Source organism: Fibrobacter sp. UWP2 (assembly GCF_900141705.1).
GTDB lineage: Bacteria > Fibrobacterota > Fibrobacteria > Fibrobacterales > Fibrobacteraceae > Fibrobacter.
The window spans coordinates 25,856-38,880 of the sequence record NZ_FQYM01000003.1 but is presented as its reverse complement, the minus strand read 5'-3'; the positions used below and the strand labels follow the sequence as shown (position 1 = coordinate 38,880).

The following is a 13,025-nucleotide window of genomic DNA, read 5'->3' as shown; positions in this document are numbered from 1 at the left end:
CTTAGAACCAGACCTTGGTTTCTGCAGCAATGTAATGGGAATGCCAGTCATTGTCCGAAATCAATTCATCAGAATGGGTCATGTACTTATAGCGAACGTGCAAACCGGCGCGATCGGCAAAGTCCCAGTCAAAGCCAAGGCCGATGGCGGTTTCCAAGTAGTTGATCGGAGCCTTCTGGAAGTAGTTCGTTCCAAAGGTGCCCGCAAAGTCGGATTTTTTAGCAACGGTCGAAACGGCAGCGACGGTCGTGTAGGCGTTCTCAGCGCGGAAGGTTTCCATACCGAGGATACCCACCATGTGGAACTTCGGCGTCACGGCGACAGCCGGTTCAAACTGCGTGTAGAAGCTCCACATGAGCATGTCGTCCTGGGACTCGCTGTAGGCAATCGGGGCAAACGAAGTCGAAAGACCGGAGAGTGCTGCGTAGAGGGTCATCATGATGGTGCGGTCGGTACCAAACCAGCCGCCAATGTCGTAGCCGCCCATAAAGGAGAGGTAGCTGGACCACTTGGCGTGGGACGGAACTTCGCCCGAAGAAATCTGATCGGCATCCTCGTAAGCCACAAAGGATTCCCAGAGTTCCCAAGTACCGCCATACAGACCGCCTCTTTGACGATACTGCTTGATGCCTTCTTCGGAACCCAGCTGGACACCCGTACGGGCAATGTAGGCGGCGTTGTCGGCGTTACCGGAGTCGGCAATGAACAACGGTTTGTGCTTGGTCCAGGAGCTCGTGCCTTCCCACATGTTGCGGCCATTCAAACGATAGTTAAAGTAAATGACGTCATCGCCGTCTTCAATTTGACGGTGCTGGCCGTACTGCAAGTCAAAGTAACCGCGGTTGAAGGTCGGTTCCAACTTGAAGTTGAGGCCGGCCATGTTCGGGGTGTAGCGCAGCGAACCGCCGTTCAGGTAAGATTCGTCCTTGCGCCAGCTCGGGAAACGGGACGGGTTGCCCAAGGAGTACGGGGAGTAGAATTCCTTGGGGAGATAGATGGCTTCGAGAGTCATGGGCCAGCCTTCCAAGTACTTGCTCTGCGCCTTCACGTAAACGCCCACCTGCGGGGTATTCATTTCGTTCTTGTAAGCGTCCTTGGTATAACCAGTGCTGGCGCTGGTATCGACATAACCCGCGGCATCGCTTGTGCGGTAGAAACGCACAGAGTCGGTCATGCTCAAGGCAACATCGGCCATCAAGTAAAGTTTCGGAGTGATGTTGCCCCTAACATCCACGGAGGCCACATGGGTATTCAAAAGGGTCGGTCCCACATCGGAGTAGACCAGCCACTGCGTACGGAATTCCGGTTCGTAAATAATGGCATTGTCAAACACGACTCCCATGTAGTTCAAACCGACAGTCAGGTTGTCCATGATTTTGTCCTTGGCAACACGACCATGGTACACGGAACCGCGCATGTCGTAGGTACCGGACATTTCGAGTTCGCCCGGCTGGCCACCGTACATACGAAGACCGTCACGAGTACCCATGTCGGCATCGGCCGGCTGGGAAACCATGAACTGCGCCTTCATGTTGAACGGCAACTGGTACACGTTCATGAACACACCACCAAAGGAACGGTTCGTCCAGAAGGCGCGGCCGCCTTCCTTCACAGGCTTAAAGACCTTCTCCTTATAATAGGTACTCACCGTCTTTTCGTCTTCGAACAGTTCGTACTGCCAAGCGAAGCGCGGCATAGTTTCGCGCTCCCACATGGTAAGCGGGGAAGCGTTCGCCCAAATCACGCCACCGGCGGTCACATAGGCGCCAAAGACGCCCGCGCGGATGTCCACGCCAAAGTTCATTTCTTCGTTGATCGTGGAACTGTGGTAGTCCGTAGAGTGGTCGAACAGCACGCGCTGGTCATGCGTTTCGACGCCCGTCGGCTGTGAACCGAGGTAGTTGGAATACAAACCGCTCAGGTCGAAGGGGAACGACATGGACGACCAGAGGGTCATGTAGGAGTTCGGCATGGCGACGACGTTCACGTTCAAGACGGCGTCGACAGCGGTGCGAGCTCGGTCGTTCTGGACCCAGGGGCTCTCTTCGGAATAATGGAAGTTCTTGAGGCGGAATGCCATGTAGCCGGAGACCGCCAGGGGAAGGTCGTCCTTGCCCATCAAGGTAGATTCCATGTTTCCAGAAAGGGTATCCAAGGAGGCGTGAATAGAATCAAGCTGCACTTGGGGGGGCAAAGCCCAGGCTACTCCAATGCAAGATGCAAGAAGAATCGATGTTACTGTTTTTTGCATAAAATCCTCTTATACCCTCTTAAATCTCGTTACGGAACGGATAGTTGGCCGGACCTTCATAAGGCTTGCCATGTTTCTTGATGACAACGTCGTCAATCCAGACCTTGAAGGATTCGTTTTCGTCCTTACGGACTTCAAGACGGAAGCCCTTGAAGTTCGACCAGGAGAACGGTAGCATCACTTCGCGGGTATTCTTGGCATCCCAGTACACACCGGTCATGCCAAAGAGCTTGAGCGGGATGCTGAAATGGGTCCAGTCGGTTGTAATTTCACCCAAGCTCTTGGAACGGAGCTTGACCTGCAGGGATTCGCCGCCGCTCTTGACACCGTCGTCCACAAGCACGAACAAGGCGTTTTCGCCGCCCTTTTCGCCACGGATCCAGAATTCCAGGACGCCCTCTTCGAGGTACGGGGTCAAGTCCACAGAACCGGCAATACAAATAGCCACACCAGAATAATCGCTGGCGATAAGTTCAATTTCCATGGAAAGAGCACCTTCCATGGCATACTTATCGGTGAGCACCGGTTCAGGGTTTTCACGCGGGTACTGGTAAGTATAGCCACCACCACGCGGAATGGCTTCACGCATCACAACGCTGACCACATCCTTGTCGGGGCGGAACGGTTTACCTTCCTTGGTGATAAAACGGGCTTGGTCACGGTCGCGGTAGTCGCTAATGCCGTAGCCAGCAAAAGAAGTCGAAACAAGAAGTAGCGCCCCCAAGGCACACTTCCAAATGGCTTTTTTGAAATTTCCATTCATAATAGGTACAAATCTCCAAATTTGGATAGGCTATAATATAAATTGTTTTTGCGGTTCTGTATCGAATTCCAAAAAGAACTTGGACTCAAACAAAGCTTTTTTTTGACCAATTCACCCATTTTTGAGTCATTTTTCTGTTTTTTTGAGTTTTCTCTTGTAAACACTTTATTTTTTTTATTCTGTATACAGAAAGGCAAAAATAAGTACTTTTGTTTACAGAAACTAAATACATGTTTGTCGAGGTTTTTATGAAAGCGAAGTTCCTTACCGTCATAACCCTAGGGCTCCTCTTGGTCGCCTGTTCCGAAGACAGCAAGCCTACTGCAGCCGAGACGACCGACAACGGTTCCTCTACCGAGGATTCCTCCGCCGAACCCGTCGACTATTCCAAGGGACGTGCCATGAACAAGCGCCTGGGCAAGGGCATCAACCTTGGCAACGCCTGGGATGGCGCCTCGTACTACACCTGTGGAACCCTCAAGGACGATTTGGACGCCGAAAAGACCGACAGCTATGTACCGCTCGTCCCCGCCGATTCGTCCTACCTAAACAACATGCCGTCCAAGCAGTACAACTACGGCTGCGCCGACCGCTTGGACAGCAGCTGGAACAACCCTATCAAAGACGAGTACTTCCAGTTGGTAAAATCCGTCGGCTTCAACTCCGTGCGTATCCCCGTAAGGTGGCAGCACAACTCCAACCCCGAGACCCACGAAGTGAACCCGGCCCGCCTCAACGGCGTGATGGACGACATCAAGCTTGCCATTGACGCCGGGCTCGCCGTAGTCGTGAGTTTCCACTGGTACCACGAAATCATGTACGCCGGCAACCACGCCACCACGAACCCTGACTATTACGCTAAAGAAAAGCAACACTTTGCCGCAATCTGGTCGCAGGTCGCCGCCAAGGCCGAAGCCCTGAACTTCCCCGACTCCATGCTTGTATGGGACATCCTGAACGAGCCGACTTTTGTGAACACGGATATTCTGAACGACGTGATGATGACCGGCTACGACGCGATCCGCGCTGCAGCCCCAGGCAAGACGATTATGTTCGAAGCCCACCATGCTGCTAAATTTGGCGACCTCGGCGCGCTCAAGCTCCCCAAGGACGGCAACATCATTTTCAGCGGCCACTACTACGAACCGTACACTTATTCACACCAAGGTCACGGCTACGCCTGCAAAGGTGACGACGCCTATGCCAACACCGCCAAGACCGACATGAAAAACTACGTGGCGCTGGCCAAAAAGCTCTACCCCGACGTGAACGGCGGGAACATCCCCATGAACATGGGCGAATTCAGCGTCACAAGTCAATATGGCGGCTGCGGCAAGCAGGGTCCCTCTGACAAGATGAGGGCCAAGTGGGCGCAAACCACCATCGAGGCGGCAGAGATGTACGATGTTTCTTGGCACTACTGGGCACTGGCAGGCGTCGGCGGATTCGAGGCCTACGACAAGCAAAACAACACCTGGTACCCCGGCTTCCCGATGGCATTCGGTTTGTAACAGATTCTACGGGCGGACGAGAGAGCCACCCCAATGCTCGTCAAAGAAGGCTTGGAACAGAGGTTCCGGGCCTTTTTTTAATTCCTCGACGACTTCAGCCATTGGACGGCCGCTGCGGTAAAGGGTGCGGTAGGCGCGGCTAAGTGCATCAATGCGCTCTTGTGGGAATTCGTCGGAATGAAGACGCAGGGCATGCAGGTTGAGGGCTCCCCACTTGATAGGGTTGCCAAAAGCCTTGCTCGCCGGTGGCACGTCGCGGTCCACCTTGAGCGTGCCGCCTACGAACGCGTAGGCCCCCACCTGATTCCGCTGTTGGATGGCAGTTGTGCCGCCGATGGTGGCATAGGCGCCTATGCGCACATGGCCGCCCAGCTGGCAACCATTGGCGAGGACAGCGCCCTCGCCGAGCTCGCAATCGTGGGCAACATGGCTGTAAGCCATAATCAATACTTTGTTCGCAATCTTCGTGACACCGCCGCCCTGAACGGTTCCGCGATTCAACGTGCAGTATTCGCGAACAATACAGTTCTCGCCCACATGGAGTTCCGTCTTTTCGCCGGCATACTTGAGGTCTTGCGGAGGACCGCCGAGAACGGCGCCATCGTAAACATGCGTGCCAGCACCAATAAAAGCACCCCCGTACACACGCACACGGGATTCCAGGACCACATTTTCGCCTATTTGAGCTCCCGCGTCCACAACGCACCATGGGCCAACAACAGCCGATTCAGGCACATTGACTGATGGATGGACAAACGCAGACGGATGGATCATAATATACATACGCCAAAGGCGCAGTTTCCAGTTACTAGTTACGAGTTACTAGTGGTAATTTAGAAAAAAGCGGACTCACTCTAGGAACTAGGAACTTAGAATTAGGAACTCTTTTTACTAGATTTGAACGCATGAGTGGATTCCTTATCGCAGGGCTCACCGCCATATACGCGTTGCTGTTCCTGTTCTTCATTATCGGCGTCATCAAGACGCACCGGTACCGTGGTCCCAAGGCGACCCCAAGCGTTACCGTCGTGATTCCGATGCGAAACGAAGAGGAATTTGCCCAGCGCACCCTGAATGCCCTCGCCGAGCAGGACTACATTGGCGAATGGGAAGTCATTTGCGTGGACGACCGCTCCACCGACAGGACCCGCGAGATTCTCGAGAAATTCGCCGAGACCCACGAGCGGTTCCACGTGCTCAGCCTGCCGCAAGACTTGCCGGTAATCGCAAGCCCCAAAAAGCGAGCCCTCGAAAGCGCCTTCAAAATCGCGAAGAACGAAGTGCTTTTGACAATGGACGCCGACTGCATCCCGCGCAAGAGCTGGATTACTGCCATGGCGGGCCGATTTGTCGACGGCATCAGCATTGTGCAAGGACCCAAGCAGAACAACGGGAGTCGCACCATGCCCCACCTTTACCAAAAACTCGAGACCCTGGGCTACACCGCCATGGAAGCCGCCGGTTTCAGCTGGGGGCACCCCATCGTGGCAAGCGCCGCCTGCCTCGCCTACAAAAAGGAACTCTTTTTTGAAGTCGGCGGTTTCGGCGACCTCGTGAACCTCTCGAGCGGCGACGACGACATGCTCATCCACAAGATGATGAAGATCCCGGGAACCAAGGTCTGCTACAACCTCGACAAAGACGCCGTCGTGGAAACGGCGCCGGTGCACACCTGGAAGCAACTGTTTAACCAGCGCGCCCGCTGGAGCAGCAACGGCACAAGCTACGAGAGCAAGGCCTACATTTTACTACTCACGCTCATTTACACTTATTACATTTGGATGTTCGCAAGCCCCTGGTGTGTCGCCTTTTTGGATTGCCCGTGGCAATGGTGCGCATTCAGCATCTTGACAAAGGTCGTAGTGGACTTCGTATTTTTGAGCATCGCGGCCTGGAAGTTGCACGCCAAGCGCAAAATGTTCTTCTTTATCCCGACCGAGCTGATCCAGATCCCGATGATCGTGTTCGCGGTGCCTGCAGGCATTACCGGCTTATTCCGGTGGAAGTAATGCGGGTGCGCGCCCAGGCAATTGCTTCTTCGACGTCCGTGATTTTCCCATCGAGCTGCAGTTCAAAACTCTGCTTGATAATGTCGCCCATCTGCTTGCCCGGGGCTAGGCCCATATCCATGAGCATCTTCCCTGTGAGGTAGGGCTCGGGAACCTTTTGCAAAAGCCCGAGGCGGGCGGCGGCATCGCGGAATTCCTTGGCATAGTTTTCGTTCATCGCAAAACCCTCGCCGACCGACGGAAGGGATTCCACCAGAACGCACAATGGTTCCAACCCGCCAAGGAATTTTTGCGAACTCACACCTAAACGGCGCATCTCACTGTCGGAGGGCACCCTCTCAAAATCAAGAACCGAAAGACAGCGCAACAGTTCGGGCACGCCCTTGAGCAACTTGGACTCGTTCGTAATCCGGTTCAAAAAACGGAGGGACTGTTCTTCTATGTCCTTTTCACTCCCAATGACACCGCCAAGGAGAGCCGCAAAAGCGACAATCATCTTTTGGTCGTCACGCAAAACTGACTGGTGGCCCGAAACAGAGTTCAGTAACGAACCCAACCCCTCCCAAGAACCATAAAACGGGCAGACCTCAGGGAAATATCCATCGAGCTTGATGTCCAAAAAGGCGCGCAGGCCAAACGACGGCTTGCCCGGCTTTAAAAGCCACTTTTTGAATTCCTCGAACAGGCGCTCAACGGAGAGGTCCGCGAGGCTCAGCGTCCGGCAAAGTTCAACAGTCTCGGGCGCAAGCGTGCATTCAAAGCGGCTTGCGAACTGCACCCCGCGCAAAATGCGGAGCGAGTCCTCCACAAAGGCGGGCCCCACGTGACGGAGCACCTTAGTCTTGAGGTCGTCAATCCCGTGGTACGGGTCGCAAAGAGTCAAGTCGGGCAGTTCCATCCCCATCGCGTTGATGGTGAAATCACGGCGGAGGGCGGCTTCCTTGAAGTTCAGCTTTTCGTCGGTATGCACCACAAAGCCGCGGTGCCCGTAGCCTACCTTGCTCTCGGTACGCGGGAACGAAAAATCCAGGGATTCGCCCTTCATGGCAAGATGGATGACACCGAACGCCTTCCCCACCAAGTTCGTTTTGCCATAGCGTTTGAGAATGGGGAGCAGTTGCTCTTGCGTGAGGTCGTACACCTCCACGTCGTAGTCACGGCAGTTCTTGCCCAAGAGGGCGTCGCGAACCCAGCCGCCCACCAAAAAGGCGCGGCCACCCGCATTGCGGATCTCGCCTGCAATGGCAAGCAAACGTTCGGGAAGTTCCGGCGTGAATTCGGTTCCTGCAAGTGTCTTGACGATAGGCATTGCGACCCCGCAAACTACTGAGCGGTTTGAGTAGCGGCGCTATCGGCGAGAGGAACAGCTTTGGCGGTATCGCCGCCCATGGCACCGTAACGGTCGTAAATGCTGGTCGTCTTTTCGCCCGAGGAATCCTTCATGAGTTCCGAGACCGACACATCTTGCGAAGCGTCATGCGCCCCTGCAGACGCACTGTCGCCCACCTGCGTGGAGTCCACCTTCTTGGAGGTATCGCTCGAGGCAAAGCGGTCGTAAATGCTTTGGCGCCTGGCAGCAGCCTCGCCCTTCTTTTGGGCTTCTTCCTCACGGCAAACGCGAAGTTCCTCTTCGGCAAAGGCGCGCTGGTCCGGCGAGTACGTCATGGTGTTCAAGCGGTATTCAATTTCGTCGCATACCACGCCTTGACGCTCAGCGGCGCATGAGGCCAGCAAAAGCGCAATCCCGCAAACAAAAAAAACGGACCATATATATTTGAGTTTCAACTGCACTGTCATCCCCTAGCGGATAAGAATGATTTTGCCTTTCTTCGTCTTGGAAGACGTCTTAACGACATAGTAGTAAACACCCGGCACAACGTACCATCCGTTTTTACCTGTTCCATCCCACGTTACACGCCCACCCATCACGTCCTCCCCGCTAAAGAACTTGATTAAGTTGCCACCACGATTGAAAATGCTCACGGTAGCATCCTCCGAGATGTTGTCGATGGTCATGTACGCATTCTGTTGCATACGGAACGGGTTCGGATAAGCCTTGACATCTTCCTTAGCTTGGGCGGTCATAAAACTAGACGCATTGCGAAGATCATTCCGGACATAAGCAGAAACACCCTTGTCATGTGCAAACCAAGCCATCCCCAGAACCGGGTCAACAGCCAAATCCGTCACGGAATTATCGAGCAATCCGTCCTTTACGGTAAAGTGCAAAGTCGAAAGAGTGTCATACGTCTTCCCCTCCTTCCTCGCACGATATACGCCTAAATTGGTCGTTCCTAGCCAAACATTGCCTTGAACATCTATGTCTATGGACGAATACTCCGGGTTCTGCAATCCTTTGATGGAGTGAGGCGCGTATACAGAATCCTGATCCAATTCAAGATAACCCAAGTTGGAGTTGGACACCATCCAGAGGACCTCGTTCTTGGGGTCCAGAACCATGTCAATGGCGGCGTTGTTGTTAGGGATATTGAAACTCTTGTGCGAAGAGCTCTCCAAGCGCCCACCATTTTTCGCGGGCGGCGTAAAGGTGTACACATCCAACACGCCCGTTGTAGAAGTAGTTATCTGGTCACGGGTAGCGACATAGACCTCCCAGTTTCCATTCTCATCAAATCGCGCCTGAATTGGGCCCGCCATGGGAGCCGTTCCCAAATGGGTCGCACAGCTGACATCTCCATAAACGGTCATATAAATAACGCTATAGCCGTCATAGGATGCAGTCGTCGTCAAAAATCCCGAAGAATCAGGAGCAACCGTAGTGCCGGCAGCTATGGTAAAATTGGGGAATAATTGATCCAGGCAATCGTTTTGACCAGCCAGGACGGACGGCAACATCAGCTCGCCAAATTTTGCAGACATAAAGAACCCTTGTCCCCAAATATGAGTCAAAACAAAACCATACGGCAAAACAGCGAGCGTCTTTATTCGGTGTGCATACGCATCGTTCGCATTTGAAATCGGCAAGTCCCAAACATTATAAGGCTCGGCCCAACCAAAATTGTTAGCGTAAGCCAAAGGCCCGTCCAAAGAAGCCGCCATCACACCGCCATCGGGATGTTTAACCAAATCATAGACAGCTCCCAATTTGTAGTTCTCCATTTGAGAGATGTCATTCAATTTTCCATTTTCGTACTTCCAAACGGACTGCGAAGAAATAAGATAAGAGGTTCCGACATCATTCGTGTAGATCCATTTAACCAAGGTTCGTCCATCATGGTACAGAGAAGGCTCCGTCAACTCCCTTCCTTTGAGTAAAATTTTTGCAGCAGAATCCTGGACCGCAGAAGTTTCCACACCGCCATCCCAAGACCGGAACCCTTCCGTCTCGTACATTTCAAGGGTATTTCCCTTCAAGGCAAAACTATTCACTTCCTTTTGAACAGGAATCTGAGTCCAAGAAGCAGGGTCTATCAACCTGATGTCACCAGAGAGATTCGACCAGTTCATTTTTCGGGCATAAACAGATTTGCCCGTAGACACAAACAAGGTGTCTTCATGAACAGCCACAGCCTTAGGCGATTGTGCCATCAAGGAAATGTTCGCAATATGGTCTATAGTCAATACAGACAGTTTTTTCTCTATGTCAAAAAAGCCTATACGGTTTTCAAACGGAACAACCATAATATTGCCAACAATGACACAGGCATCGGGAATAGTCCGAACCCCGTTACTGAAAAACGAGCGGTTCAAGACCTCCCACCCCACAATGGCATCTCCATTCGCCACCAGCTTGGCGATGACGCCATACTCCGAAACGGCGTACACGTCTTCGCCATCTTTGATTACCGTATAAAAACGGGCGCCACCCAAACCATCTGCTGAAGCATAAGCTTTATCGACAAACTTCAGCATAACTCGGATGCCACCATCGGTAGCAAGGATAAGACCGTCCCTGTACGGAATCGCCGAATGCACCGGGAACGGTTCGGAATACGTCGTCCAACCTTCGGCAGCAAATGACGGCAAGCCTAGCAACAGGCACAATAGGATTATCTGTAATAAACGCACACCCTAAAATTACGAAATTATTTGCCGGGAAACCATTTAGCCCGCAGTTTCCCAAGGGCAAAAAGCCGCCGTTTGCGGATTGCTCCCGCCGAAAGCCCCACAATGGAACTGAGCTCGTCAGAACTAAACCCGCCTATATACGACAAATCCACTATCATGCGTTCCAACGGATTCAATACAGAGTAGAGAATCTCATAGTCCTCCGAGGCGTTTTGCGGCCTGTAGAAAACGGACTTTTCTTCGGAAAGTGCCGAGAGTCTCTCTACGTAATCTGCCATTTTTGACATCGGGTATGTGGCATGGCGTTCAGTCACCATATCGCAGTGGGCATTGCACAAAACTCGAATTAACCACTGGTAGGTAAAGGTCTTCCCCTGCAGCCGATGCGCATTTTGACAGAATTTCAAGGCCACGGTTTGAAAAAGATCCTTGGCGTCTTCGACCGAGTCACTTTTTATCTCGCATAATTTGTAAATTTTTGCAGAATACAAACGCCAAACAGTTTCAATCCAGCTTGGAGAATCCTTTACTGTCACATTGCTGTTTCCCATAGCATCCCAAACAATTTCATCCGCGTCCAAATTTATGAATATTTTGAACAAATTACCAAAAAACCTTCATTTTGCAAACAACTGTTACAATTTGGCAACCATTGTTTGCTTTTTGTTATTGTTTGTTTGCACAACGCATGCCGAAGAATTCAACATGAACGGGATGCCGCCTCCAGAAACCTCCTTGCAGTTCAGCGATGGAGCCCTCTCGGCAAAGTCCAATGTGACCATCGACGTCGTGGTTCCCGACAAATGGCACGTAAACGCGAACGTCGTGACCGACGAATTCCTCAAGCCCTCTTCTGTTGAAATCGCTGCTAACGGAATCGAATTCGGCGGCCCCATTTGGCCCACCCCCATCAGGGAATACAACGAGGCGTTGGAACTCGAAATCCTCGTGTTCAAGGGACACTTTCAAATCCAAATCCCGGTAAAGGCCGTTGCCGAAAATTACGACAGCTTAACGACCAAGGCGACCTTCCATTACCAGGCCTGCGACAACTCCATTTGCCTAGCCCCATCCAAGGTCGAAATCCAACTAAGCGGAACCGCCCTACGTGCGAGCAACAATTTCACCAACACCACCAGCAGTTTAAAAAAAAACGATGAGGCAGAACCCGTCGAGGGTTTCGCCGGCTCGCTGACTCTCTTACTGTTCGCCTTTTTCGGCGGCGTCATCTTGAACCTGATGCCGTGCGTGCTGCCGGTGCTTTCGCTCAAGCTGTTCAGCCTCATCAAGCAGGCCGGGGAGTCCCGCAAGCGTTTGCTTTTGCTCGGGCTCACCTCGACCGCAGGCATTCTCGCCAGTTTTTGGCTTTTGGCAGCCATCATTTCGGCCATCAAGGCGGGCGGCGGCGCAGCCGGCTGGGGAATGCAATTCCAGAGTGCCGGGTTCATCGCCTTCATGGTGATCATCCTCTCGGCATTCGCCATGAGTTTTTTTGGCGCTTTCGAAGTTTGGCTCCCGGGTATGGCCACCACCAAGATGGACAGCGCCGGTCAAAAGGCAGGGCTCGGCGGAGCATTCTTTACAGGCGCCCTCCTCGTGCTTTTGAGTACGCCGTGCTCGGCTCCGTTCCTCGGCACCGCCATGGGGTTCGCCTTTACCGCGAGCACTCCGGTACTTTTCCTGTTCTTCACCGCTGCAGGGCTCGGACTCGCCACGCCGTACCTTTTGGTAAGCGCCTTTCCCAAGGTGCTCTCGTTCTTGCCCAAGCCTGGCGCATGGATGGTCTCCCTGCAAAAGTTCATGGGCGTACTCCTCCTCGCCACGGTCGCTTGGCTTTTGTGGATTGTGAATGAGCAGGCGGGCGGCACAGGCGTAGCCCTGTTCGCCATCATCGTCGCCGTGAGTATCGGCCTGAGTTTCGCCATCGGAAAAATAGCCCCGCCAGGGATCGCCTTCGCCCGCGAGGCAGGCGGTTTTGCCGTGGCCATCATAATACTTGCCGCCTTGTGGTTTGCAGCGATCGCCCCCAGGTACGAACTCGCCGTGACCGAACGGCTCGACGTCCGCGCCTCGCAACAGATTCTGGAAAACGGCTGGTACAACTACAGCCCCGCGCTCATCGAAGATTTCGCCAAGGCGGGACGCACCGTTTTTATCGATGCGACCGCCGACTGGTGCCTCACCTGCAAGGCGAACGAAGCCGCAGTCCTCTCGGGGAGCGAATTCCTCCGTAAAATGGATAGCGCCGGTGTCGCCCGCGTCAAGGCGGACTGGACCCGCGAAAGTCCGGAGGTCAACGCGCTCCTTAAGAGCATGGGCAAGTCGGGAGTGCCCGCCTACGCCATCTACCCGAAGGGCGATGCAAGCAAGCAGATCGTTTTGCCGGAACTGCTGACCGCCGGGCTGATTCTGGAAGCTATCGCCGAGTAAAAATCAGGCCAGGATTCAAGCTCATAGAGCTT

Annotated in this window: 10 protein-coding genes; 3 read left to right on the top strand and 7 right to left on the bottom strand. The window is 53.4% G+C overall.

The window, feature by feature from the left end; translation table 11 throughout:
- Position 1: 1 nt before the first annotated feature.
- Both BUB55_RS02820 and BUB55_RS02815 read right to left on the bottom strand, forming a co-directional pair.
- The gene (locus BUB55_RS02820; RefSeq protein ID WP_073188041.1) at positions 2–2,251 is read right to left on the bottom strand and encodes a hypothetical protein; all 2,250 of its coding nucleotides are present in this window, start codon (positions 2,249–2,251) and stop codon (positions 2–4) included.
- A 19-nt stretch (positions 2,252–2,270) separates the two neighbouring features.
- Positions 2,271–3,014, bottom strand: a complete 744-nt coding sequence (locus BUB55_RS02815) for a sugar-binding protein (protein ID WP_073188039.1) — start codon at positions 3,012–3,014, stop codon at positions 2,271–2,273.
- Between the two features lie 248 nt (positions 3,015–3,262).
- Between BUB55_RS02815 and BUB55_RS02810 the strand changes: the two genes are divergently transcribed.
- A complete protein-coding gene (locus tag BUB55_RS02810; protein WP_159431922.1) occupies positions 3,263–4,525 on the top strand; it encodes a glycoside hydrolase family 5 protein in 1,263 nt (420 codons plus the stop codon).
- A gap of 6 nt (positions 4,526–4,531) precedes the next feature.
- Here BUB55_RS02810 and lpxA read toward each other — a convergent pair whose 3' ends face one another.
- Entirely contained in the window at positions 4,532–5,308 is a 777-nt protein-coding gene (lpxA, locus tag BUB55_RS02805) for an acyl-ACP--UDP-N-acetylglucosamine O-acyltransferase (RefSeq protein WP_234971775.1), read from the bottom strand.
- A gap of 122 nt (positions 5,309–5,430) precedes the next feature.
- On the opposite strand from lpxA, the gene BUB55_RS02800 reads away from it, so the two are divergent.
- Positions 5,431–6,534, top strand: a complete 1,104-nt coding sequence (locus tag BUB55_RS02800; RefSeq protein ID WP_073188036.1) for a glycosyltransferase — start codon at positions 5,431–5,433, stop codon at positions 6,532–6,534.
- Here BUB55_RS02800 and BUB55_RS02795 read toward each other — a convergent pair.
- Genes BUB55_RS02795 through BUB55_RS02780 form a run of 4 tightly spaced genes read right to left on the bottom strand, consistent with a single transcriptional unit; the run spans position 6,509 to position 11,144 of the window.
- Positions 6,509–7,843, bottom strand: a complete 1,335-nt coding sequence (locus BUB55_RS02795; protein ID WP_073188034.1) for a CCA tRNA nucleotidyltransferase — start codon at positions 7,841–7,843, stop codon at positions 6,509–6,511. The genes BUB55_RS02800 and BUB55_RS02795 overlap by 26 nt on opposite strands.
- A 14-nt stretch (positions 7,844–7,857) precedes the next feature.
- The gene (locus BUB55_RS02790) at positions 7,858–8,325 is read right to left on the bottom strand and encodes a hypothetical protein (protein WP_200778509.1); all 468 of its coding nucleotides are present in this window, start codon (positions 8,323–8,325) and stop codon (positions 7,858–7,860) included.
- A gap of 9 nt (positions 8,326–8,334) precedes the next feature.
- Positions 8,335–10,563, bottom strand: coding sequence for a T9SS type B sorting domain-containing protein (locus BUB55_RS02785; protein ID WP_073188030.1), 2,229 nt, complete (start codon positions 10,561–10,563; stop codon positions 8,335–8,337).
- 17 nt (positions 10,564–10,580) lie between these two features.
- Positions 10,581–11,144 (bottom strand): RNA polymerase sigma factor, encoded by a 564-nt coding sequence (locus BUB55_RS02780; RefSeq protein WP_143152871.1) that lies wholly within the window; start codon positions 11,142–11,144, stop codon positions 10,581–10,583.
- A gap of 82 nt (positions 11,145–11,226) precedes the next feature.
- Between BUB55_RS02780 and BUB55_RS02775 the strand changes: the two genes are divergently transcribed.
- Positions 11,227–12,993: a protein-disulfide reductase DsbD family protein gene (locus BUB55_RS02775; RefSeq protein WP_234971774.1), complete on the top strand. Its 1,767-nt coding sequence runs from the start codon at positions 11,227–11,229 to the stop codon at positions 12,991–12,993.
- Positions 12,994–13,025 lie beyond the last annotated feature (32 nt).

Excerpts from the sequence above, each read along its gene's own strand:
- BUB55_RS02820 (WP_073188041.1), bottom strand. The coding sequence starts at position 2,251 with ATGCAAAAAACAGTAACATCGATTCTTCTTGCATCTTGCATTGGAGTA.
- BUB55_RS02815 (WP_073188039.1), bottom strand. The coding sequence starts at position 3,014 with ATGAATGGAAATTTCAAAAAAGCCATTTGGAAGTGTGCCTTGGGGGCG.
- BUB55_RS02810 (WP_159431922.1), top strand. The coding sequence starts at position 3,263 with ATGAAAGCGAAGTTCCTTACCGTCATAACCCTAGGGCTCCTCTTGGTC.
- lpxA (WP_234971775.1), bottom strand. The coding sequence starts at position 5,308 with ATGTATATTATGATCCATCCGTCTGCGTTTGTCCATCCATCAGTCAAT.
- BUB55_RS02800 (WP_073188036.1), top strand. The coding sequence starts at position 5,431 with ATGAGTGGATTCCTTATCGCAGGGCTCACCGCCATATACGCGTTGCTG.
- BUB55_RS02795 (WP_073188034.1), bottom strand. The coding sequence starts at position 7,843 with ATGCCTATCGTCAAGACACTTGCAGGAACCGAATTCACGCCGGAACTT.